The sequence below is a fragment of the Pseudomonas sp. SWRI179 genome (genome assembly GCF_014268705.1).
In the GTDB taxonomy this organism is placed as follows: Bacteria; Pseudomonadota; Gammaproteobacteria; order Pseudomonadales; family Pseudomonadaceae; genus Aquipseudomonas; species Aquipseudomonas zanjanensis.
In genome coordinates, this window is the sequence record NZ_JABWRA010000044.1 from 17,071 (window position 1) to 41,625 (window position 24,555).

At 58.2% G+C, this 24,555-nt stretch carries 13 protein-coding genes and 2 pseudogenes; 9 read left to right on the plus strand and 6 right to left on the minus strand.

Annotated elements, in window-relative coordinates:
- The first annotated feature begins 74 nt into the window (after nucleotides 1-74).
- Nucleotides 75-839 (plus strand): sulfite exporter TauE/SafE family protein, encoded by a 765-nt coding sequence (locus HU767_RS21990; protein ID WP_186730457.1) that lies wholly within the window; start codon nucleotides 75-77, stop codon nucleotides 837-839.
- On the opposite strand, the gene HU767_RS21995 is transcribed toward HU767_RS21990, so the two are convergent.
- Nucleotides 829-1,143, minus strand: a complete 315-nt coding sequence (locus HU767_RS21995; RefSeq protein WP_186705935.1) for a putative quinol monooxygenase — start codon at nucleotides 1,141-1,143, stop codon at nucleotides 829-831. The genes HU767_RS21990 and HU767_RS21995 overlap by 11 nt on opposite strands.
- 201 nt (nucleotides 1,144-1,344) lie before the next feature.
- Here HU767_RS21995 and HU767_RS22000 point away from each other — a divergent pair, with 201 nt between their 5' ends.
- Both HU767_RS22000 and HU767_RS22005 read left to right on the plus strand, forming a co-directional pair.
- Nucleotides 1,345-1,935 carry an NAD(P)H-dependent oxidoreductase gene (locus HU767_RS22000; RefSeq protein ID WP_186705936.1) on the plus strand — a complete coding sequence of 197 codons (591 nt, stop codon included), beginning with the start codon at nucleotides 1,345-1,347 and terminating at the stop codon, nucleotides 1,933-1,935.
- A 230-nt stretch (nucleotides 1,936-2,165) separates the two neighbouring features.
- A complete protein-coding gene (locus HU767_RS22005; RefSeq protein ID WP_186705937.1) occupies nucleotides 2,166-3,077 on the plus strand; it encodes a LysR family transcriptional regulator in 912 nt (303 codons plus the stop codon).
- 296 nt (nucleotides 3,078-3,373) lie between these two features.
- On the opposite strand, the gene HU767_RS22010 is transcribed toward HU767_RS22005, so the two are convergent.
- Entirely contained in the window at nucleotides 3,374-4,819 is a 1,446-nt protein-coding gene (locus HU767_RS22010; RefSeq protein ID WP_186705938.1) for a SulP family inorganic anion transporter, read from the minus strand.
- 402 nt (nucleotides 4,820-5,221) lie between these two features.
- On the opposite strand from HU767_RS22010, the gene HU767_RS22015 reads away from it, so the two are divergent.
- The 6 genes and pseudogenes from HU767_RS22015 to HU767_RS22040 all read left to right on the plus strand — a co-directional run.
- Complete coding sequence (locus tag HU767_RS22015) at nucleotides 5,222-6,571, plus strand: gluconate:H+ symporter (RefSeq protein ID WP_186705939.1); 1,350 nt, start codon at nucleotides 5,222-5,224, stop codon at nucleotides 6,569-6,571.
- Nucleotides 6,572-6,592: 21 nt separating this feature from the next.
- Nucleotides 6,593-7,453 (plus strand): MurR/RpiR family transcriptional regulator, encoded by an 861-nt coding sequence (locus tag HU767_RS22020; protein WP_186730458.1) that lies wholly within the window; start codon nucleotides 6,593-6,595, stop codon nucleotides 7,451-7,453.
- Nucleotide 7,454: 1 nt separating this feature from the next.
- Nucleotides 7,455-8,927 carry a D-aminoacylase gene (locus tag HU767_RS22025; protein ID WP_186730459.1) on the plus strand — a complete coding sequence of 491 codons (1,473 nt, stop codon included), beginning with the start codon at nucleotides 7,455-7,457 and terminating at the stop codon, nucleotides 8,925-8,927.
- Nucleotides 8,928-9,051: 124 nt separating this feature from the next.
- Nucleotides 9,052-9,420 (plus strand): glyoxalase superfamily protein, encoded by a 369-nt coding sequence (locus HU767_RS22030; RefSeq protein ID WP_186730460.1) that lies wholly within the window; start codon nucleotides 9,052-9,054, stop codon nucleotides 9,418-9,420.
- Nucleotides 9,421-9,563: 143 nt separating this feature from the next.
- Nucleotides 9,564-9,805: pseudogene (locus HU767_RS22035) on the plus strand (VapC toxin family PIN domain ribonuclease); the annotation flags it as partial.
- A gap of 23 nt (nucleotides 9,806-9,828) precedes the next feature.
- Nucleotides 9,829-9,915 (plus strand): annotated as a pseudogene (locus HU767_RS22040) (VOC family protein); the annotation flags it as partial.
- A gap of 6 nt (nucleotides 9,916-9,921) precedes the next feature.
- Here the strand turns inward: HU767_RS22040 and HU767_RS22045 are convergent.
- The 4 genes from HU767_RS22045 to HU767_RS22060 are packed head-to-tail and all read right to left on the minus strand — an operon-like array spanning nucleotide 9,922 to nucleotide 24,363.
- On the minus strand, nucleotides 9,922-12,756 hold the full coding sequence (locus HU767_RS22045) for an RHS repeat-associated core domain-containing protein (RefSeq protein ID WP_186730461.1): 2,835 nt from the start codon (nucleotides 12,754-12,756) through the stop codon (nucleotides 9,922-9,924).
- Nucleotides 12,753-17,219: a SpvB/TcaC N-terminal domain-containing protein gene (locus HU767_RS22050; RefSeq protein ID WP_186730462.1), complete on the minus strand. Its 4,467-nt coding sequence runs from the start codon at nucleotides 17,217-17,219 to the stop codon at nucleotides 12,753-12,755. Before HU767_RS22050 ends, HU767_RS22045 begins: the two co-directional genes overlap by 4 nt.
- Complete coding sequence (locus HU767_RS22055; RefSeq protein ID WP_186730463.1) at nucleotides 17,216-21,799, minus strand: neuraminidase-like domain-containing protein; 4,584 nt, start codon at nucleotides 21,797-21,799, stop codon at nucleotides 17,216-17,218. Before HU767_RS22055 ends, HU767_RS22050 begins: the two co-directional genes overlap by 4 nt.
- Nucleotides 21,800-21,828: 29 nt before the next feature.
- A complete protein-coding gene (locus tag HU767_RS22060) occupies nucleotides 21,829-24,363 on the minus strand; it encodes a Tc toxin subunit A (RefSeq protein WP_186730464.1) in 2,535 nt (844 codons plus the stop codon).
- Nucleotides 24,364-24,555: the final 192 nt, after the last annotated feature.

The following is a 24,555-nucleotide window of genomic DNA, read 5'->3' on the forward strand; positions in this document are numbered from 1 at the left end:
CCTCTTGCTGAAAGAGAGGCACCCTCAGTATATGGCAGATTTTCAAGCCAAGCCCCGGGGCGCACGATAGTCCCATGAACACACTCATCGCTTTCTATCAAAACCTAGGCCTGGCCCTTTCCTTACTGGTCATCGGCACCTTCCTGCTGGCCGGCACCATCAAGGGCGTGATCGGCCTCGGCCTGCCGACCATCTCCATGGGCTTGCTCGGTCTGGCTATGGCGCCGGCGCAGGCTGCGGCGCTGCTGATCATTCCGGCGACCCTGACCAATCTTTGGCAACTGGCGTTCGGCGGCCATCTGCAAACATTGATCCGGCGCTTGTGGCCGCTGTTACTCGCGATTTTTATTGGCACCGGGCTGGGTACGCTGTGGATCGGCATGACAGGCGGGGCCTGGGTGGTGCGGGCCTTGGGCGGGGCGTTGTTGCTGTATGCGCTGAGCGGCCTGTGGCTGCCAACGTTGCGGGTCGGTCCCGATGCCGAGCCGTGGATCGCTCCGCTCTGCGGGTTGCTGACTGGCCTCGTCACTTCCGCTACCGGTGTGTTCGTCATTCCGGCAGTGCCTTATCTGCAAGCGCTGGGCTTGAGCAAGGATGAACTGGTGCAGGCCCTGGGCCTGTCATTCACCGTTTCGACCCTGGCCCTGGCCGCCGGCCTGTTGTGGCGCGGCGAGCTGGGCGGGGGCGAATTGAGCGCTTCGTTGCTGGCGCTGGCCCCGGCGCTGCTGGGGATGTGGCTGGGGCAATGGCTGCGCCAGCGGATCAGCGCCGTGTTGTTCAAACGGGTATTTTTCATCGGCCTCGGTGTGCTCGGCGGCCATCTGCTGGTCAGCGGCTAGCCGAGGACGGGCTGAGCATGTCGACGCGACGGATGTCGAAGTCGCGCTCCAGATAGTCCATGCGTCGCTCGAAGAACTGCTTCATATGCGGCAGGTTCGAATGCACCTCCAGGTGTGCCTGGGATGCCCAGATCTCATAGAAGATAAACAGCGTTGGATCCTGTTGGTCCCGCAGCATGTGATATTCGATGCAGCCGGGCTCGGCACGGCTTGGTTCGACGTAGGCGCGGAACAGCGCCTCGAAGGCCTCGGCTTTTTCCGGGCGGGTCTTGGCGTGCAGGATGAAACCGTGCAGTTCGCTCATGGAGAGGGCTCCTGAAATAAAAGAAGTGCCGAAGCTTACGGCAACAATCGACCGTTCATTCTTGCGTATAGGTCAAATCACTTTTGCCGTTGCGGTGCTTATTCCGCGCGAAGCTCGTCGGTACTCTGCCGCCATCAATTTCAATCTTTCCATGCGGCGGCCAGCCAACGGCCCCCGCCGTGGAACCCGATGAGGCTCACCATGAAAAAAATCCTGTTGCTCAACGGCGGCAAACAATTCGCCCATTCCGACGGTCGCTACAACGCCACCCTCCACGAGACGGCGCTCAGCGTGCTGGACCGTGGCGGGTTTGATGTGAAAACCACTTTCATCGATGGCGGCTACGACCTCCAGGAGGAAGTCGCCAAGTTCCTCTGGGCCGACGTGATCATTTACCAGATGCCAGGTTGGTGGATGGGCGCGCCGTGGACCGTGAAGAAGTACATCGACGAAGTCTTCACCGAAGGCCACGGCAGCCTCTACGCCAGTGACGGTCGGACCCGTTCCGATGCCTCACAGAAATACGGCAGCGGCGGCCTGATCCAAGGCAAGCAGTACATGTTGTCGCTGACCTGGAACGCCCCGCAGCAAGCCTTCGACGACCCGAGCGATTTCTTCGAAGCCAAGGGTGTGGACGCGGTGTACTTCCCGTTCCACAAGGCCAATCAATTCCTCGGCATGACCGGCCTGCCGACCTTCCTGTGCGTGGATGTGATGAAGCGCCCGAACATCGAAGAAGATGTGGCGCGGTATGAGCGGCATTTGATCGAGGTGTTCGGCCTTTCGCGGTAATCCAGATACTATCGGGACTTACCCGAACGCAATCCTGCACCCAAGGCGAGCGGGCTTCTGTGGCGAGTGAGCTTGCTGTGGCGAGTGAGCTTGCTCCCGCTGGGCTGCGCAGCAGCCCCCCCAAAAAGCGGCCGCTGCGCGCTGGAGCGCCGGCCCGGCCGAGCGGGAGCAAGCTCCCTCGCCACAAAAGCATCCTTCACACCGGATGTGCATTCCACGAGAGGATGTCTGTGAAAGCCAGATCCGACGAGTTGCAGATTTTCGTCTGCGTGATTGAATGCGGATCCATCTCCGCCGCCGCCGAGCAAGTCGGGCAGACGCCGTCGGCGGTCAGCCGCACGTTGTCGCGGCTGGAGGCCAAGCTCGATACCACGCTGATCAACCGCACCACGCGGCGCATGGACCTCACCGAAGAGGGCAAGTATTTCTTCGAACAGGCCAAAGGCATCCTCGACCAGATGGATGAGCTGGAAGAGCGCCTGTCGTCTCGCCAGAAAAATCCTTCAGGACGCTTGCGGATCAACGCGGCCTCGCCGTTCATGCTGCACGCCATCGTGCCGCACATCGAAGAATTCCGCCGCCTTTACCCAGGCATCCAGCTCGAACTCAACAGCAACGACCTGATCATCGACCTGTTGGAGCAAAGCACTGACATCGCCATCCGCATCGGCACCCTTATCGACTCGACGCTCCACGCCCGCTCCCTGGGTTGCAGCCCGTTGCACATCCTCGCCAGCCCGGCCTATTTGAAGCAGCACGGCACTCCCACAAGCGTTGCCGAACTGTCGGAGCATGCGCTGCTGGGGTTTGCCCAGAACGATGGCCTCAACCAGTGGCCGCTGCGTCACCCGCACGGTGATCGCTGGGCGATCCAGCCAGCCATCAGCGCGTCCAGCGGCGAGACCGTGCGTCACTTGGCGCTGCAAGGACAGGGCATTGCCTGCCTGTCAGACTTCATGACCCGCGACGACATTCACGCCGGCCGGCTGAAGGTGCTGCTGGCCGATGCCAACAGCGGCTACCGCCAGCCGATCAACGCGGTGTACTACCGCAATTCGCAACTGGCCCTGCGGATCCAGTGTTTCCTGGACTTCATCCAGGGCAAGCTCGCCGACTACGCCTCGCGGGAGTTCAAGGGTTGATTCGTGACTTCAAGGCATGAGTGATTTGGGCAATGAGTGTGCGCGGCAACAACGCCCGTGAGCGGCTGGGGTGGGCACCGAAGCGGACGTCGGTGGTGGAATGGATTCTTGAAGAAATGGTGTGATCCGTCAGTAAAACATCGGACCTGTGGGAGCGGGCTTGCTCGCGAATGCGGTGTGTCAGTCTGCGCCAATGTTGCCTGACACACCGCTTTCGCGAGCAAGCCCGCTCCCACATTTGATCGCCAGTGATCACTCTATCTTCATCAGTCCTATAACCCCCTGTGGGTGTTGCTTCAGTCGTGCTGCACGCCCGCGCGCTTGAGCATTTGTTTGCAGCGCTCGGACAGGTGATACACGCGCAGGTGCTTGCCCGCTTTGCTGTAGCGCTCACGCAAGGTCTTGAGCGCGGCGACGGCCGAGTAGTCGACGAAGCGCAAGTGACGGCAATCGAGGGTCACCAGGGCCGGGTCGTTGGCCGGGTCGAACTGGTTGAGAAACGGCGTCGACGAGGCGAAAAACAGCGTGCCGTGCAGGCGATACAGCTTGCTGCCGTCGGACTCCTCATGGGTGTCGGCATACAGCTCCCGGGCCTGTTGCCAGGCGAAGTTGAGCGCCGCGATGATGATCCCGCAGAGCACGGCCACGGCCAGGTCGGTGAACACCGTGATGACCGTCACTGCGATGATGACCAGCACATCGTTGGCGGGCACTTTGTTGACCACCCGCAACGAGGCCCAGGCGAACGTCTGCTGCGCCACCACGAACATCACGCCCACCAACGCCGCCAGCGGAATGCGCTCGATCAACGGCGACAGGAACAACACGAACAGCAACACCATCACCCCGGCCACCACGCCCGATAACCGCCCGCGTCCGCCGGAACTGAGGTTGATCATCGTCTGGCCGATCATGGCGCAACCGCCCATGCCGCCCAGCAATCCAGAGGCCATGTTGGCCGCGCCCAATGCCACGCACTCACGATCCGGGTAGCCGCGGCTCTCGGTGATTTCATCGGTCAGGTTCAGGGTCAGCAGGGTTTCCAGCAAACCGACCATCGCCATGATCACCGCATAGGGCGCGACGATTTGCAGGGTTTCCAGGTTCCAGGGAATGTCCGGCAGGGCAAACGTCGGCAAGCCGCCGGCAATGTGGGCCATGTCACCCAGGGTCCGGGTCGGCAGACCGAGCAGATAAACCGCCAGGCCAACGCCGAGGATCGCCACCAAGGCCGGCGGTACGCTGCGGGTCAGGCGCGGCAACAGGTAGACGATGGCCATGGTCAACGCCACCAGCCCGGCCATCAGATAGAGCGGGGTGCCGCTCAGCCAGACGCCGTCATTCTTGAAATGCTCCAGTTGCGCCAGCGCAATCACAATGGCCAAGCCATTGACGAAACCAAGCATCACCGGGTGCGGCACCATGCGCACCAGCTTGCCCAGCCGCAACAGCCCGAACGCCATCATGATCAACCCGCCCAGCAGCACGGTCGCCAACAGGTACTGCACCCCGTGCTGCACCACCAGCGCGACGATCACCACGGCCATCGACCCCGCCGCGCCTGACACCATCCCGGGGCGACCGCCGAATAACGCGGTCAGCGTACAGAGGATGAACGCGCCGTACAGCCCCATCAGCGGATTGAGGTGGGCCACCAGGGCGAAGGCGATGCACTCGGGGAGCAAGGCGAAAGAGGTGGTGAGGCCGGCGAGGGCGTCGGCGCGAAGACGTGCTGGTTTCATGATGTACCTGACTGGGCGCCGGTGGACCGTCGGCTGCCGGGGAGTGGTGCAAAAAGCAGGTGCGGATGGTACGGAATTGAATGCGGGGCGGCCAGCCGTCTGTGGCGAGGGGATTTATCCCCGTTGGGCTGTGCAGCAGCCCCAAACCAGGCAACTCGTTGTGTCAGTAAAACTGAGCCTGTTGGTTTAGGGCCGCTTCGCAGCCCAGCGGGGATAAATCCCCTCGCCACAGGGACGATGAAAATCTTGCGCTGAATTTTCATCAACGCCGTGTCGCGTTGTCCGTCAGCGACAAGTTTTACCTCTGCGCGAAAATTACTTTCAACGGGTTTGAAGATTCGTCGTCGAAATGATTTATGAGTTTCACAACACATCGACGTGACCCCATTCGAGGAGTAACGCATGGCACCTGCTTTCGGTTATTGGCTATTGGTCTACGCGGCCATCGCTATCATCGCGCTGATCGTCCTGATCGCGCGCTACCGGCTCAATCCGTTCATCGTGATTACCCTGGTCTCCATTGGCCTGGCGTTGCTGGCCGGGATGCCGCCGTCGGGTGTGGTGGGGGCGTACGAGGCGGGTGTCGGCAAGACGCTGGGGCACATCGCGCTGGTGGTGGCCCTGGGCACCATGCTCGGCAAGATGATGGCCGAGTCCGGCGGGGCCGAGCGCATGGCGCAGACGTTGATCGAACGTTTCGGCGAGCGCAACGCCCACTGGGCGATGGTGTGCATTGCCTTCCTCGTGGGGTTGCCGTTGTTCTTCGAGGTCGGTTTTGTGCTGCTGGTGCCCATCGCGTTCACTATCGCCCGGCGTGTGGGCGTGTCGATCCTGATGGTGGGGCTGCCGATGGTCGCCGGGCTTTCGGTGGTCCATGCGCTAGTGCCGCCGCATCCGGCGGCGATGCTGGCGGTGCAGGCGTTCCAGGCTTCGGTGGGGCAGACCTTGCTGTACGCGATCCTGATCGGCATTCCCACCGCGATTATCGCCGGCCCGCTGTACGCCAAATTCATCGTGCCGCGCATCCAGCTGCCGGCCGAAAATCCGCTGGAGCGACAATTCCTCGACCGTGAACCGCGGGCCAAGCTGCCGGGTTTCGGCGTGACATTGGGGACCATCCTGCTGCCGGTGATCCTGATGTTGATCGGCGGCTGGGCCAACCTCATCTCCACGCCGGGCAGCGGTTTCAACCAGTTCCTGCTGTTCATCGGCAACTCGGTGATCGCCTTGCTGTTGGCGACCATCCTCAGTTTCTGGACCCTCGGCCTGGCCCAGGGATTCAACCGCGAATCGATCCTCAAGTTCACCAACGAATGCCTGGCGCCGACCGCCAGCATCACCTTGCTGGTGGGCGCCGGTGGTGGTTTGAACCGGATCCTGGTGGACGCCGGGGTCACGCAGCAGATCGTCGGCCTGGCCGAGGAATTCCAGTTGTCACCGCTGGTCATGGGTTGGCTGTTCGCTGCGCTAATGCGGGTTGCCACGGGTTCGGCCACGGTGGCGATGACCACGGCCTCGGGCATCGTCGCGCCGGTGGCGATTGGCCTGGGTTATCCCCATCCCGAGCTGCTGGTGCTGGCGACCGGCGCCGGGTCGGTTATCTTTTCCCACGTCAACGACGGCGGCTTCTGGCTGATCAAGGAATACTTCAATATGACCGTCACGCAGACCTTCAAGACCTGGACGGTGCTTGAAACACTGATATCCCTGGTCGCGTTCGCCCTGACCCTCGGGCTTGCGCGCGTGCTTTGACCGCCACTGCAAGGAGCCGTCATGGACATCCTCTACCAGATCCGTGCCCGTCAGGATTCCTTCAGCGCCGGCGAAGGAAGAATCGCCCGGCTGATGCTCGAAGACGTAGGCTTCGCAGCCTCCGCCAGCCTCGATGAACTGGCCCAACGGGCGGAAGTCAGCAGCGCCACCTTGTCGCGCTTCGCCCGCACCGTCGGTTGCCGAGACCTGCGAGACCTACGCCTGCAACTGGCCCAGGCCAGCGGCGTCGGCAGCCGTTTCCTCGACCCGGCCGGCGCGCCGGAGCAGTCGGCGTTTTATGGACAGATCGTCGGCGATATCGAAGCGACCCTGCGCCAACATCTGTCAGGGTTCGAAGAGTCGCGGTTTGGCGATGCCGTGAGGATGATCGGCAAGGCACGGATGATCCATGCGTTCGGCCTGGGTGGCTGGTCGGCGCTGTGCGGCGAGGAGTTGCAAGTGCGGCTGGTGCGTTTTGGCTACCCGATTGCCGCCTCCCGCGACCCGGTGATGATGCGCATCACCGCCACCTCGCTGAGCGACCAGCATCTGGTCATCGCCTGCTCACTGACCGGTATCACGCCGGAGCTGTTGAGTGCGGTTGAACTGGCCCGCAGCTACGGTGCGGCGATCCTGGCCATCACCCGCGCCGACTCGCCACTGGCCCAAGTGGCCGATTGCGTGCTGCCCCTGCAAAGCGCCGAGACCTCCTTCATCTACAAACCCACGGCGGCGCGCTACGGGATGCTGCTGGCCATCGACGTGCTCGCCACCGAGCTGGCGCTGGCCCATCCCGAAGACAATCAAGAGCGCCTGCGGCGGGTCAAACTCGCCCTGGACGATTACCGCGGTGGCGACGATCATTTGCCGCTGGGAGACTGACATGCTGTACGACACGCTTATCCGCAATGCGCTAGTCATCGACGGCAGCGACACGCCCGGCTACCACGCCGACGTAGCGATCCACGGCGGTCGCATCGAACGCATCGGCGAGCTGCGCGATGCCCAGGCCGTGGAAGACATCGACGCCGCCGGCCGCGTGCTGGCGCCAGGCTTCATCGATGTGCACACCCACGACGACACAGTGGTCATTCGCCAACCGCAGATGCTGCCCAAGCTCAGCCAGGGCGTGACCACCGTGATCGTCGGCAACTGCGGCATCAGCGCCGCGCCGGTGAGCCTGCGGGGCGATCCGCCAGACCCGATGAACCTGCTCGGCACGGCCCAGGCGTTTGCCTACCCAGGCTTTGCCGATTATCGCGTAGCGGTGGAAGCGGCGACACCAGCGGTCAACGTGGCTGCGTTGGTCGGGCACACAGCGTTGCGCAGCAACCACATGGACGATTTGTTGCGCACGGCCTCGGTAGGAGAAATCGCCGCCATGCGTCGGCAATTGCGCGAAAGTCTGGAGGCCGGTGCCTTGGGGTTGTCCACCGGCCTGGCCTACGCCAACGCCTTTGAAGCGTCCACCGACGAAGTCATGCAACTGACCGAAGAATTGAGCGCATTCGGCGCTGTCTACACCACCCACCTGCGCAGCGAATTCGAACCGGTGCTCGAGGCCATGGACGAGGCGTTCCAGATCGGCCGTCATGCGCAGAGTCCGGTGATCATTTCCCACCTCAAATGCGCGGGCGCCGGCAATTGGGGACGAAGCCCGCAGGTGCTCGCGGCGTTGGAAAACGCGGCGAAAACCCATCCGGTCGGTTGCGACTGCTACCCCTACGCGGCCAGCTCCTCGACCTTGGACCTCAAGCAAGTGACCGATGCCCATCGCATCACCATCACCTGGTCGACACCGCACCCGTCGATGGGCGGACGTGACCTTATCGACATCGCACGCGATTGGGAGGTGTCGCTGTTGGAGGCGGCGCGGCGCCTGCAACCGGCTGGCGCGGTGTACTACGGCATGGATGAAGGCGACGTACGACGGATCCTCGCCCACCCGTTGTCCATGGTCGGCTCTGACGGTTTGCCCGAAGATCCGTTTCCCCATCCTCGCTTGTGGGGCGCTTTCCCACGGGTGCTGGGATATTTCAGTCGAGACATTGGGCTTTTTCCGTTGCACACCGCCGTGCACAAAATGACTGGCCTTTCCGCCGCGCGTTTCGGCCTCAAGCAACGAGGAGAAATCCGTGAGGGCCATTGGGCGGACCTGGTGTTGTTCAATCCCCACACTATTCGCGACGTCGCCGATTTTAATGAGCCTCAGCGGGCGGCCGAAGGCATTGAGGGTGTGTGGGTCAACGGTGCCCTGAGCTATCGCGACGGCCAGGCGAATGGCCGCCGGGAAGGGCGCTTCCTGGCGCGCGAAGGCGATCTGCGTCGAGGCTTTGGTCCATCGAATGGCGTGTAAGTGGCTGATAGTGTGTTAATTGGCGCCACAATAATGGCATTGCGACACTAAAGAAGCCGGGTTTAAAGCCGAAGCATTGGAGTCAACCCATCTACACTGGGTCTTTTCAGCCAGGGAGCACCCCATGAGCTTCGGTAAAACCACCCCGATCCTGCGGATCTTCGATGAAGCCAAGGCGTTGGCGTTCTATGTCGACTTCCTGGGCTTTACCGTTGACTGGCAACACCGCTTCGGTGACAACTTTCCCCTCTACCTGCAAGTCTCCCGCGGGGACTGCGTGCTGCACCTGTCCGAGCACCATGGCGATTGCACGCCGGGCTCGGCGCTGCGGATCGAGACCGATGAGCTGGAAGCCTTCCAGCAGCAATTGCTCGCCAAGCAATACCGCTACGCCCACCCACAGATCCAGGCCATGCCCTGGGGCAGCCAGGACATGGCGATCAGTGATCCGTTCGGGAATCGGTTGGTGTTTACCAATGCGATTAACGTCTGAGCCGTTAGCGACTCTCTGGATCCTGCTGACCCAAGGTGTGTTAGCCTCAATCAATGATTTCAATGATTTCAATGATTTCAATGATTTCAATGATTTCAATGATTTCATGGATTGCAGGGGGCATCATGGCCAGCATCACCATTCGAAAACTTGAAGCCCATGCGATGGCGATGTTCGAAGAAGACTTCGTTGGGCGAATATTTCCGTTTGACGCCCATGCCGCTGTTGAGTACGCGACGCTGGTGGCGAACTGCGAAGCAAGGAGGCGAGGCGTGTCGATGGCCGATGCGCAGATCGCCGCTATTTGCCGAGCTCATGGCGCTTCGATCTGCGGGATTTTGAGTTTTCCGGGGTTGAGGTGATTGATCCCTGGCAGGCCGAGTAGAGGGTTTGATCTGATCGCTTAGGCAGGCCATGCCCTGGGGTAGCCAGGACATGGCGATCAGTGATCCGTTTGGGAATCGGTTGGTGCATACCAACGGCATCAGTGTCTGAGTCGCGCTATTTTCTGGCTTGACTACTTCCTGGCCGTGGGGCTGTTGACGGGTGCGGATTTCGGTCAAGGTAACTTCTGAGCTGCGTTTTGTATTGATCGTATTCGAAAACCATCCGCTTACTGGGTATCGACACCTCACTGGGAATGATGCCGGAGCAGTTGATGCAGGCTATGAAGTCTTCTGCGGTGCCTCTCAATTTATCGGTGTATATCACGGTCTCAGAAAGCATCCGTTCAGCGCGGTCCGGCCAGAGTGCGACGATCGTGTTGACTACTCGAACCTCGGCATGGGTCCCGGGCGCACTCGCACGTGCTGGCAGGATTCCGCCCATGTTGTCGATATGGCTTGCGATCATCTCTTTCGTGCGAACCTGTAGCTGGTGGGCGTTTTCGGCGGTTCTGCTCAGGAGGGGGGAGTCCATCAGCAAATGGTCGGAGACTGTCACGTTGTGAGGGCTTGATGCGCCGTCGTATTGAATTGCTATTTCGTTTAGGTATGCCTGCGTGTCTTTGATTGAGAAAGTTCCATAGTCCAAGTAGTACTTGCGATCTTCATCGTTAGCCAAACTGGATCCTCGAAGTTCCACCGTCGCGCTGCTATAACCCCTGATGCTGCCCGAAGGTTTCGGTAGGTTATAAGCTTCGCTGATTGCAATGTTATCGCTTTTGATAAAGCCATAAGAATGTGCGACTAGATTGCTCTCGGATTTGGCGTTCTTCAGCTCGCTCTTTCTGCTTAGCCCTCCTGCCTTGGGTTTGCTGTTCAGTGAGACGCTACGCAATATTTCTTCAGAGTGCTCCCTACCTGATTGCCTGAACTTTTCCATCGGTCGAGGCTTGCCTTTTTTATCGAGCGTTTTCTCAACTTTGATCAAGCCCTGATGATCGCTGAATCTCACGGGATTGTTTCCCACCATGCAGTACAGGTTCAATCCATCCACCGCCCCGGCCGGATCGGGACTGATCCAGCGTTGCAACCAAGGCGCATAGTACCGATGCCCGTAGTAATACAACCCGCTGGCATCGCGCTCCTTGCCGGAATAACGAATGGTCCGGTAATCGGCTTCCACGGCCGAACGGGATGCCACCCAAGCGGTTCCTCCATAGGGCAGGTAACTTTCCTGGCTGATCAGGTCGGCCTTGTCGTCGAGTTCCAGTGAGCTGGAACCCAGATGATCATCGAGGCTATAGCGCAGTTGATTGGCCGCGATCCCGGACGGTCGGCCTTCGGTCCAATGCAGGTAACGCACGCTGCAGCGCCCGGCTTGCAGGGTGATGACCTCCAGGCGCTCGTTATGACGGGTACGGATTTCGAGGCCCGGCAGATAACGGGCTTCCTCTGTGTGGGACATCGCCGCGGTATGGGTTGTCTTGATCTTGCGCACGCGTTGGCCGCTGCTGTCATAGGCATAATGCTCGGTGTCGTCGGCACGGTTTTCACGCTTGACCAGCACCACGCAATCTAGTTGGTTGCGGCTATTCCACGCCAATGGCTGGCCTGGGCATAGGGCCTGCAGGTTGCCGTTGGCATCGAAGTCCATCGTTATTCTGGTTGTTGTGTCGTCGCCCTGGCTCCAAGACGCGAGGCGATTGCTGGCGGCGGCGACGTTCAATGTGCGGGTGTAATTATTCCCGTCGCGTACATGACGCAGCTCGGTCAGGTTGCCGCCGTCGTCGTAGGTGTATTGCTCGGTAAAGTTGAACAGTTGCGTAGGGTCGAATGAAATCCTACCGGTGCCTGGAAGACCGGGGGGCGCGGTCAATCCGGCGGCCTCACGCCCCGTGGCGCTGGTCAACTGGTAGAGGCTGTCGTAGGTGAAGGTGCTGACGGGTTTTACCCGTTGATTGCTGTTGAAACGCTCCGGTTGGACGTTGTCGGTAATTTGCAGCACGTTCCCCACGGCGTCGTAGGTGTAGTGGAGTTCTTGCAAGGTTTTGCCAGGCATCGATGCGCTGAGCGACGTAAGTCGCCCGCTGGCTGGATCGAACATCGCGCGACTCGTTACACCATTGCCGGCGGTTTGCGATTCGACTTGGCCGAATGCGTTGTAGACGAGGTTCTCGACGATCTTTTTTTTAGCCTCGGTGCCTTTTATTTTCAGGCTCGCGGATTTGAGTTGGCCCGCGACATCGAAGGTGTAGTGCTGTTCGTGTCGAGCGGCATCGGTCTGCTGGATGATGTGTCCCAGTGCGTCATAGGACCAACTCGTTTTGTAGCCTTCGCCCTTTTCGAGAAGACCATCACGATCGTTCAAGTCGGTTGGCCAGTCAGGTTGTGCAGCCTCGATCAGCATGTGCCTTGTCTGGCCAAGCGGTTTACCGCATAACGCATATTCGTCGACGATCAACGTGCCCGCGCTGTCGTCGTGGCGAATGAGCGCGCCGCATTGATTGAGCGCCGCCGATTCCTGCGAGCTGTCGCCATAGCTCAAGCACTCGACTTTACGCAGCTCTTTTCCCGCAGCTTGCTCCTCGACTGTGATCAGTCTCAGTTGGTTGTCGTAAGTCGATTGCCAGTGGTTTCCTCGCTGATCCCAACTGCGCAAAATCTGTCCGGCGTCGCCGGGCAAGTTCAGGTGCCATCCGGCGTCGACGCTGTTTACTCGCAATGGTTTGCCGGACAGGCTGTAGACGGTCGCAAGGTTGGCGTCAGTTGCGTTGGCAAGCCGAGGGTCGCGCTGGGTAATCAGCCGCCCGGCGACGTCGTACTCTTGCCGGCTGGCGCGCATCTGGGGTTTTTCGCCTTCCTTGCTTCGGCAGTAAGCGACATGGCGCACCGGCAGGCCGCGACCATCGACGGCGTTGATGGCGGGAGTCTTGTAATGAAGTCGTGGGCTCATGCCTCACCTCCAGCTGTCGGGGCATGTTCGGCCATGACTTCTTCCAGCGTGTCGTTTTCGTCCTCGTCCACGGTGTACCACGGATGACGGGTCTGCCGGCGCATCCAGGAAAGTCCATTCTGTTTGGCGAGACGGGTGTGGGTAGGGCGGCCCAGTGCATCGTAGAACTGCTGGTCGCAATGGCCGAACTGCCGAAAGGATTTGTCGTTGATGTAGCGATGCTGGTCAGCAAAATAGGGGCGGTAAACCCGGATCGCCAAGCCCTTGCTGTTGTATTCCACCCGTTCGCTGACGTGCCAGCGCGTTGCGGTGATCTGTTCCAGAGGTTTGCCGTCCTCGTTGAGTGTCAGTTCGCCCTTGGCATCCACGATGTAAGCGATGCCTGGTTCGACCCGCTGCTTACTTTGCAACAGGCGACCAAAGCCATCGAAGCACGTCATGGCGATACGGATTTGTTTCTGGTCGTCATCGGGGTAACGATCGGCAACGAGTGTGGCGATGTGGATCGGCTCACGTTTCGAAGTGCGAATTTCGTGTTTCAGTTTTTTATCGTCGGCAGAAAGTACCTTGAGTTTCGACAGCCGCGCGCGAGCCGAAGCGCGGATTTGCCCGGTTGGTAGTACGTCGCCTTTGGTCACACATCGCGCTAGCCAGTCGGTGTCTTTCAGGGCTGTCGCCGATAGGTTTCCCATCCAACTGAATGGTGCGTAATAGATAGCGGTGGCGGCGTCCAGCAACGGGTCCTTGCTCTGCGTGATCGCTTCTGCCGGGCTTTTAGGCGAATGCTTGAACGCCGCGATCGGTTTGAAACCAACGGGGTTGTTGTTCTCGTCGCCGTAAAAGGTACTGGCCAGTATCTGGCCGAAGGCATCGGCAAGGCATTCCTGCACGTTACCGTTGGGGTCTTTGACCCATTGGGGCAGGAGACTACGGTAATCGTATTGCGCCTTGGTCGTGCAGCCATCGGGCAGTTCGAACCCGGTCACAAAGCAAGTGTATGGGTCGTAGCTGATCTTGGTCACGCCGTGGCTGTTGCTCGACTGCACGGTCTTGGTTTTGTAGAAACCTTCCAAGCCGGCGTAGGTCGAGAAGCCACTTTTGACTGACCAGAGCTTGCCAACTGGTCTGGCTGTGGCCAGGAACTCAGCCATGGATTGATAGCCAAGCTCCGTGAGCATTTTGTCGTCGGGTTGAGATACGGGCGGTTCTAGATGGAAGGCTTGTAGGGCGGTTTCGTCCAGCTCGGCGGTTTCCAGATGGTCGACCAGGGCTTCGAAGCTGGCGTTGCCGTCCGGCAGTGTTTCGTTGGCAGATGTCTTTTTGTAGCGTGTTACGGACAGACCGGTGAGAACGGCCTGGGCAGCCCAGCTTCGTTTCCTGACGCATTCGATAAGTCTCTCATAAGTAATATCCTTCGATGCCCGCCCTCCGTCATCAGGTGTCTTGGATAGTTTCAACGCGTTGGTCCGCTGGTGATAAGGCAAACCCAGGCGCCATCCTTGAGGTGCTTGCAGGTTGATGAATTCGGCGCGAGTTTGCGTCAGGTAGTAGAACTGTTGCGCGGGGTCATGAGCGTCCTGCCACCATTGTTGCTGGTCCGGGTCGCTGAATGGTGCGGCATCATCAGCCGTTTTGCGTCGGGCGTAGTGGACGTTCACGCTGTGAGTGACCGCACCGTACGGGTCATGCTGCAAATTGATCAGGTGCTGGCATTGTGGATCGTCGCTCTGGCCTTCGTATTGGTAGCTGATGGATTCCAGCAGCAGTGGCAACAGGGAAGCATAGCGCCGCGGGCCTTGGGGGGGCTGTTGCAGGCGAACCCGATAACGATTTTCCTGAATCGAGTACAGCGTCTTGGGATCGCTCCCTGCGTATGTCTCGCTGCGCAGTAAATGACCGCTCAGGGCGCGGCACATCTCAAGCCTGGTCGCTTCGTCCGGCGCGTCAACCAATGCGTCGGCATTTTCTTCATCTTTGTATCGGCACAGTAACGCTTTACCTAACGCCTTGGCTTGCGAATCGGCACCGTGATAGTCGCGTCGGTCCATGTCCAATGCCTGGCCGGTATGAAACCAGCTTTTTTTCAAGCAAGGCTCTGTGAAACCTGGCGAATCGGCATCGTTGGGATAGGTTTCATTGTCGGTTTGTATCAGCAAGCCGAAGCCGCGGAACTCCCGTTCGGCGCCATCGTAATAACCTTGGCGATAGGCAAAGCGCTGGGTCAGGCGATTACCGGTGATCTCGTCCCTCTGGACCAGGCGCGATACCAGATGCAGGGGCATCGGTACATGGCAGGCCAGTGACTTTTTGGCTATGACCCTCGAGGCTTTCTCGTCCAGCCATTCCTGGGCCGAGCTGCGATAAGTGATGCGGTTGGCGGCGCCCATGTTGTTGTAAGTGACGGTCAACAGATAGGGTTTTTCGTCGACAAAACCGTAGTGCCAATGTTGCGCAGGGGTCAGATGCGGCATGCTCAACACCAAGCTGGAGCAACCCAGCCCTTGCAGGTCGACGACGCTTACCTGGCATAAATTGTCGTAGCGCAGGCCGGCCGGCCAGGGCAGCTCAACTGCGGGAGCGAAGCCATTGCCACAGCGGTTCATGAAGATCAGCATTCGATCCGCTTGCAGATAGATCAGGTCGGCGGCACCGGAACCATCCAGGTCCGCGAGACGGATGCGCGAGGCATCGAAGGTGGAGTAGGCGAGGCCCGGAAAATCCAACACGATGCCTTTGCCGAATCGCCCATGGCCCAGGTTTGGCCAGCACTTCACTTCGTCGTGGCGAATGCGCACCAGGTGTTGCTGGCCACTGCCGAGCAGGTCACTGAACGCCACCAGCTCGCAAGGCGACCCGTTGAATACCGGCAGGGCATCGTCATCGTCGTCGCGATGAACTTCACGCGCCGCGGCGAAACCACCCTCGCGCTGGTTGGCATACAAGCGAACGCTGCGTGGGCCTATTAGGGCAAGGTCGCTGAGCCCTTCACCCATCAGGTCGGCCAGATTCCCTTTCGGACTGAAGAATTCGCTAGGAAACGCCTGGAAGGTCGCGAAGTTCGACCACTTGCGATCCGCTCCGAGCGAAAAGAAACCGCTGAGCCCCGGTTGGGCAATGATCCAGTCCAGGCGGCCGTCGCCTGTGAGGTCACTCAATGTTTGGTGCAGCGTTTTCGCTGTGTCGGTGACAGGCGTCTTGGGCAGCTCTTGCCACTGACCGTAAGCCACTTCATCAGTCTTGGCTTTAGCGCGCATGGGTTCACGGTAATACCAGCCTGCCGCGCGTCGATGGAGCACGCCGGGCAACCCTTCACCGTACAAATCCACCAGTTGAAAACCCTGTTCGCCGTCGAGCCCTGGCACGCCCTCAAAACGTTTCCAGGCGCCACCATCGGTCAGGCCGTTGAACTCGCTGTAGCGAAATTCCAAGGGAGGACGACTTTGAGGCACTGCTCCGTCGCCGAACGCTTGGTCGTGCGCTGCACTCAGGAGGTTATATCCGAGGGAGGTCTGGCGGTACTCAAGCAGCACACGCCGTACGAGAACAGGATCAGCGCTCAACTTGGGGAAGCGATGAAACATCAATACCTGGCGACATAGGCGATCGGTACGTAGTTCGAAACCGTAGGCAAAGATGGAAAACGCATCGCTACGTTTTTGCGGTTGCAGTGCTTCATAGCGTGGTTTTGTCTTGTATTCGGTGTTTCGCTCACCGTAGTCGAACACCAACTCGAAGTGCCATTGCTCCTGTGTGGGCGGATCTGTTTTCCAAGCATAAAGGCTGGCGTCGGCCTTCACATTGCCATAGCGCACATGGCTCAAATAGCGTTGGCTCCCGCCATTTCCCGCGTACACATATTGAATGTGCTCGCCATGTGTATTCAGGCTTTCCTCCAGCAGCCACTCGCCTACGCGGCTTGCGTCCTGGGGATCGGTCCGTCGCGACTGCGGAGTTTTCCCGTAGACATGGAGACTGCCATCGGCCCCGTGCACAAGCCAGAACCCTGGTTTATCCCCCTCCGATGCCCAATGTTCAATCCGGTCGAAACTGCTTTCTATTCTTGGCAGGTGACGCGTCACCGTAAAGCTCATGCCCAAATTCAGACCCTTGTAGCGATTGACTTGGATTGGACTGATGCCGTGTTCGGGCAACCAGACCACGCCGCTGGGACCGACGATCTCGTCATCATCGCTATAGGTGGGCACGCCCTTGCTGGTGCGTCGCGCCACGCTGGGCAGCGACAGTCCCCAGCCGATACCGAACACGCCGTTGCCGGCCGAGCTGCCGTAACTTAAGGACAAGGACGGAGCAAAGCCTCGTCCTGGCGAAATCGGCAATGCAATCTCATAGGACGCGGTGCCGTGGGCGCCGACGTTTCCCCACCCCCTGCCAATGCTGTGGATGGCACCGCCGCCTTTGGGCAGGGCCGGCGCGGTAACCGGCAATGCGGGTTGCTCGTTCATTGCGCACCCCCGGCCCTGGCCGTATAGCTCACGTGCACGATGATGTCGGTCAATGATTCCAGCAGGTCTTTTTGTGCTTCAGGATTGGGGAAGGTCAGTTGCCACTTGGAGATCGCGCCGGTGTATTCGAACGGCAGGTAGCGTTCATCGTTGAAGTTCAGGGTGAACAGGCCGTTGTCGTCGACACCGGTGGAAAGGGCGATCTGTTGGTTGGCGCGTAGGTCCTTCATGACCTTGCTCGAGTCATCAGGGGACATGAATACTTTGCTGGAGACCTGGGTCAGCGTGGCCCGGATGTTTTCGTACGGACCGACCACGGCTGGCAAGGAAACGCTGATGGTTTTGATGCGACGTAGATAATGTTTCTGTTCTTTGTAATCGTCTTCGAATAGCTTGTGGGTCAGCTCGAAATCGCATTTACCGGTCTTCAGCAGATTGGCTTGAATGTCTGCCCACTGTTTGTTTATCGCCGAATCCGTGCTCTGGCTCTGCAATTGACGCAGTGAAATCGTCTTGCGGATCTCCAACTCTCGCTCGCTGCGGCGCAAATATTCGACCTGCATGTTCAACAGGCTGAGTTTCAGTTGCTCGCCTGCTCCAAGTCCTCGATAGGTGGTATTCCATGTGTCGGGTTGGATGAATCGCCTGGTGAAATCGGCAATTTCGTATTGCCAGCAATTCTCGGCGGCGAAGCACAGGGCCAGCGTGGTGTCGTAGGCCAGGCGATAGAGGGCGGCAAACTGGCTGTTCAGCCATTGGTACAACTGTGCTTTGGTAAAGCGCTTGCTTAGAAAGTCGTAGTTGGCCTTGGTTTGGCTCAGGGTTGTTTCGGCCAGGCGCAGTTGCAGGCGAGTGGCGGTTTCCTGCTCGGTGAATTGCGCCAGTTGTGCGTCAATCTGGGCCAGTTCGAGCTGTGATTGATCATAGGCGTGACTCCAATCCTCCCGGCGGCGATCGAATATGGCCTGACGGTCGAGGTCGGCCGCGATCGTGCGGTTTATGATCGCGGCGCTATGGGCGGCCGCAGAGGCGGAGAGCAACGGCCCCTCCCAACGGCTGCCGCCAACACAACAAATCCCCACCATGTTTGGAGCCAGCATCGTATACCCCGCCGCGACTTGGAAGGCCAATGCAGCAGCCTCAAACGAACCGCTGGATATGGAGTACACACTGACGTCCATTTCCTTGCGACTTAGGCCATCGTCCAGCAGTTTTTTGTAATGGGTTAAGCGGTTTTGAGCAATTGCCTGGCTGGCGAGCAGCGCCTGGCGATTTTGACGATCGATATTCACTGCTTGGCGTTGCAGGTCGACCGAAATTTTCGCCAGGTTCCAGGCTTGCTGCTGCTGTAGCTCTTGTAGCTGTGCCTGCTCCTTGCGCTCGATCAGCGACAGCAGCGTGGCGCCAAATTGGCTGAGGCTTTCTACTGCGCTCAAGGCCTGGTTGTGCATGACCGAGAACCGATAGTGCGGGATAGCTGTGCCCGGCAACCGTCGAACCGTATTGTTCAAAGTATTCAAGACCGCGGGGCTGAGCAATTCGCGAGGGTCCAGAGGCGCTGCGAATATCGGCAGATGCAGCGGTTTGCCAGCAATGTCGAGGTTGTGCCGCAGGTTGTACAGGCGGCTTTCTGCAATGTCCCAGCACCGGAGCAACTGCGGGTGAAACGGCAGGCGCAAATGCGGGCTGTCGATGGTTGGCAAGGGCGGGTGTGAAGTGCCCTCATGAACCGACCCTGACGGTTGAGAATGGGCAGATGATTTTTCAAAGTCACGTAAGTCGCCACTGGTCTCTTCGCTCAACGCTTGTAGGCTGAGGAAAGTCCAATGATCGACCGTTTGAACGATTGGGCGTGGTCCCAACAGATCCAGCACCCGCACGTACCACAGCTTTGCCTCGCTGAGGCTGTCAGGGGTCAGTTCGCGGTAGGCGGCGTCGCCTCGGTTGATCAGGATGTCGAGGTACAGGAAGTACAGCGCCTTGCGAAAGTGCGCTGGATGACTGAGCGCGATCTGATGAGGGTCATGGGGCGCCTGGTCTACATATGAAGGAGTACTGCTATTGATTAATGGAACGGCCCTCCAGCAGCGTTCTTGGCCGAGACCTGGATCGAAGATGCGGCGCAACCAGCGCTCAGCCTCCTCGTAGCGCTGTTCGGCGTTCAAGCGATGGGCGACCAGCCATGGCAAGTAGAGGAAAAGTTCGGTGAAGTAACGGCCGTAAGGGCCGTGGAAGTCCATTTCGTTGTTGGTTCCGTCGGGTATGGCAGGTTCAGGCAGGAGTTGTGTTGTGTAGTCGAACAATTCGTTCAGGCTGCTTTCGGTGCGACTGATCAGTTCCGTGACGAACACGGTGTTCAACCTGATCGGCTGACGCTTTTGTTTTTCTGTGTCGTTTTTTTCAATGCTAGAGTTGGCAAAGTCAATGTACTGGATAGTCCCTAGGCTGGAGGTCGATTTGATATCCGGAGATTTAGAGGTCGTAGGGGCCAGATTGATTTTGATAGCTTTAAGGGCGGAGTAGATTTTTTTTTCGGGTTCGCTTGGGCGAATCAGTGCTATTCCGCAATAGACAATATCATTATCCGAAATGTCTCCTTCGTTCCAAGTGTATTCGAAAGCATTCGGCAGCTCTCGGCCTGCGGAAGACTCCGCTTTCACGGTTAGCTTCGTATGCGTTGTTTCAGGCGTAGAGTCGGGACGAAGAATTACATATTGAATCAGTAGCTGCTCAGAGAGTGATAGGGATATTTTGCCAAAATCGTAAGGTTTGGATGTTTTTTCCTGTAATTTGATGCCTTCTATATGTGTGCTGCCCTGGCGATCATCAACGCCGCTGTCGACCAAGTTCATCAAGTATCGTAACGCGGCTGTCGAAATGAATCGCCCATAAAGACTTTTATTGCTGTTGGATAATTTGAAGCCTGGTGAGTTTTGATTATCTTTGAGAACGTCGGTTAGGTCCCCGAGCGACAATGTATGGGTTCGCTCATCGAGCAAATTATTGTGGACTATATGGAGTCTCGAACCCAGACTAAGCCTTATATAAGGTGTTTCGGCAAGGCGGTCGGCAGGGATTTTCAGTTCAAGCGTAACTCTGGGAGTACGAAGAACCGATGAAGTAATAGAGAAAGTGATCGTTTTACCATAAGACTCATTATGGACGGGGGGGGTAAGGCGACGATTTGTAGCTATACGTAGCGTTCGAAAAGAAGGAGTCGTGAAGGTTATTTGCTTCTGGTAAGAAAAAATATCCGACTTGGAAAGCTTCATGTTCCTGGGTTGGGCAGCATCCGAAATTATAATTTTTTCTTGTGAGGCTGCTCTTGTTTGGAATCGACGGGTGCTGGAGTCGATATGGGATTTTTCCTCAGTAGAGTAGGCGTTGTATTTATCTTGGGCTGTTCCCTTTGTCGTGGCTAAACGAACGGGAAGGCTCAGCAAGTTTCTGCAGATACAGGTTGTGCCAATAAAAATTAAATTATCGGTGTGAGAAGATTGTGTTTCGGCTTTTGGCTCATAGGCACACAAGGAGAGAAAGAGCACGTCGCTCGCGTCTTTGCGATGCGGTACCGCAACAGTATTTACCAACGACTTGATCGTATCCATGTCCTTGTCTGCAAGCGTATCGTCGTTGCCATAACCTTGCAGGCCTACGCGCGGTGTACTCCAACTTCCATCTTGTTTTTTAAAGCAATAGCACAAGCGCAGTAGCGGATGACTCACATGGTGGGGCGTGGCTTCGGCGTCTGAAGAGGCGTTGGAAGCCGACTGATCCTGGTGGATACATTCCGCCCAGATAACGAACAGACGATTGTTGAACCAAACAGGACGAATCGAGTGTTCGACGGCGCTTTCGGAAATGGGCACATCGGTTTTTTCCCAGTCCGACCAAGCGTTCGGATCCGGCTGGTCCAGTTTGGTGGCGACGGCAGGGGGCGGCGGTAACGTACCGTCCAGCGGACGTTGCCCCATGTTCAACGAGCGCCAGAAGTAGGTGCTTTCAGTGCGGGACTTGGCGATAAAGTAATAGGTGCTGTTGGCAAAATCTGCACCGTCGATGTAGCCATTGAGAATATTCAGGTTGGCGATTTCTTCGAATCGGGTCAGGTAGGCCATGACCGCCGATTGAACCGCTTCAGCCTGGATCCGGTTCTGGTTGAGCTCGTTTTCCAACTGCTGGAAATTGTCGCTCTTGTTATTTCTCAGGACAGGGTCCAGGTAACTTGCAGGGAAATAGAGCAGCTTTTGATGAGCCGCCCAAACGGGATATTGATGCATCTCGTTGCGCCACGTTTGCATCTGCTCGGGCGTGATGTTTGCCTGGTCGTAGCCAGGCTCCATATTCATCAGGATGCGATTGATGTATTGCTGAAGGCTGGCAATGGCGCAGGCCACAGGCGTGGTGGGCACATCCTGACTGACCAGCACGTCCAGCAGCCAGTATTCATAAAGGTCTCGGGCAGTCTTGAGTCGCACTGTTCCTGGCAAGCTTTTGCCCGGCGCGATTTTGTGTAGGTAGAACGCCAACTGCGCATCGCGCAGGCTTTCATCCAGCTGCTTTTTCATGGCAACGGTCATATTCAATCCTTGAATAAAAAATGTGCACTTCAATGGCTCGCAGCGATCAGGCCTTCACCGACTATTTTCCAGTCCTGCACTAGGCTGTCGTTATTGAGTGCGGCGGTCTTGAGCAGCAGGCTTGCCGACAGGCCAGTACTCATGCAACACGCCTGGCAGCGCATGACCCAATCCACATCTTGCATGGTGGTGGCGCGTCCTGAAGGCAGTTGGGCTGTCAGACAACTCACTTGCTCAACGTTCCAGCCCAGCAGGTGGGCCAACAGTCCGTTGGCTATCTCCGCTGAATGTTGTGACAGGTCTTGATTGGCGAGTTGGAAGTAATGCAACAGGTTTTCTTCTGACTGCGCCTGATGTCTTGCGCAATGACTGAACCGTTCGAGTAAATACAACGTTTGGGGTTTAAGCGTTCCCGAACTGTTCGAGGCTAACCACGTGGGGTGGTCCATCAATGTCTGTAGCGTGCCGCTGCTCAGATGTAAGTTCTGGCAGGCTTGCGCGGTGCGAAGCACGCGTGCCAGCAACGGGGAGACTTCGCCGTCAGGTGCGATGATGGCCTCGACAATTTCCTCGGCATTCGTCTCGGCCATTTTCATCACGAAGGGGGAATACTCGGCGGACAAGTCATCGCTATCGTGCAGCAGTGTTTCTACCAGGCGTTGGTCGTCTCTGGTGAGCTTGGCGTGCTCTCGAAGTGCGGCCAGTCGGTTTTGCAGATTTTGATTCAACGGTAAGTCATCTCGGGAAGTGTCGAACAGGCGACACCACGCCAGCACATCGAGATGGTTTTGCTTGAGCCAGTCCACTGCCCAATCCATCGCCATCAGTACGTCGAGAATGTCGGGGGACGTAGTGTCCAGTGCCCCCGTCACCAACGCCCGACAGAACTTATCCCCACCGAGTAACCGAGCCAGTTCCGTGCACTCAAGAGGCGATAGTCCGAACATCCGTGCGATACGGGCCTGACGGTAGAGCGAGGAGATCGTCGGCAAATCCTGTTTCAATGGCAGGTATTTTTCAGTCTGTTTCACAAGCAGCAACAACGCATCTTCAGTGATGGCAAGTCCCAGGCCCGCGCCGAGATAGCTGAGCATCTTTAGGTCGGTGGTTTCGAGATCCGTCGCCTGCCCTTCCCACGCAGGGCTTTCGAGCAGGCGGGTGCGATTGAATACCTGGTCAAACAACGAAATACGCTCTGCGCTAGCGCGAGCCGGCATTTCGCTGATGAGCGAGGCAAACTCGTCTGCTGTGATGCCATGGCGCCGCGTCATGTACTGATAGACCCCAAGCGCTCGCAAGGTATTGGCGCTGAGTGTCATCGCGGTGTTGCCTTCCGAATACATGATATTGATGAGCAAAGTATCCAGTTCGGCAAAGGAAATACCCGTCCATTGCTGCAGGCGGATCATTCGCTGCATGCGGTCGAAACGTTCGAAGGACTTGTGACTGAACCCTTGTCGGGTCGTTTGGGTTTCAAGCTGTAGGGCCGGGGACGAGTAGGGGCCATTGATGTAAGTAGCGTCCTGGCGGCTACGAGTCGAGGGCGGGCTGTTGGACGAGACATGAGGGCTGTACCGGCCATGCCCCAGTAGTTGCTCGACCTGTTCCGTCGTAAGCCCGGTGCGTTCCTTGAAGAATTCGAGATCGCCCAGGCGCCCAACTTCTTCAGTGCCGTAGGATATTTCCAGGACTTCGAAATCGGTTTGCGAAGCGAGCGGTGCGAGCAAGATTTTCTGCTGCTGCGGACTGAGCCCTGAAAGCAGTTTTTGAGCTTCGATACGTGATTGCGAAACTTCCCCGTACGTTGAGCCGTCCTGGCAAAACGGAAGCTTGAGACTGATCCGGTAATCCACTTCGCCCAAGGTTGGTTTGCCTGAGCCCAACCCAAGCAGGCATTGATGATGGTGCAGGTCATAGGGCAATGAAAAGGGATAGTGCGCGCTGGCCAATGCCTGATGGACTGTCGTCCCCTTATCGAGACTGGCCTCGATATGGCTGCGCAACGTGTCGTTGACAATGTTGAGCATGGGGCGTGGAACCAAGGCACTCTGTGGATCGAGCATCAGTATGTCGAGATCCGCTCGACGTGATGCCAGGGATATCTTGCGGCCATCCGTGGAGCCGCCTTCCAGCCGCCTGGCGAACAGGTACAGTGCACGCAGGTAGGCCACGGGCGAGTCGATCGCGGCGATGTCACCGTCCTTGCAGAATTGATCCCAGTTTTCCTGGAACAGCCCTTGATAGCTGATCGGCTCTGATGTTGGGTCTGAATCCAGGCTGCGTCGGACACGGGGCTTGGCGTCGCTGGAGGAGAGTTGATGCTCCAGGTACAAGCGACTGATCCTTCGGGCATGGCTCTGCGCGTTGTCGTAGGCCTGCTCGGCATTCGCATCGCAGTACCTGGCGACTTCCTGGACGAACTGCGCCTTGGTCATGCGCACAATGTCGAACACCGATGTCACGCCCATTTGTTCCAGGGCGGTTTTCAAAGCGGTTTTTGTGGCGTCCTCACCGTCGTGGGAGCCAACGAGCCTATGCAACAGTAAGTTGTTGCTTACGTCCATGTATTGCCATCTCCTGTGCGAACGGAATGTGCTTGTCCAAGCGAAAACCGTACAGGAGCGGGCAAAAAAAGGCGGTAGGACCGGGGGCGGGAGATTTGTACGAAAGAGCGATTCGTGGGGCGTGCTGATGCAAACCCTGTGGGAGCGGGCTTGCTCGCGAAAGCGGTGGGGCAGCCAGCATTGAAGTTGACT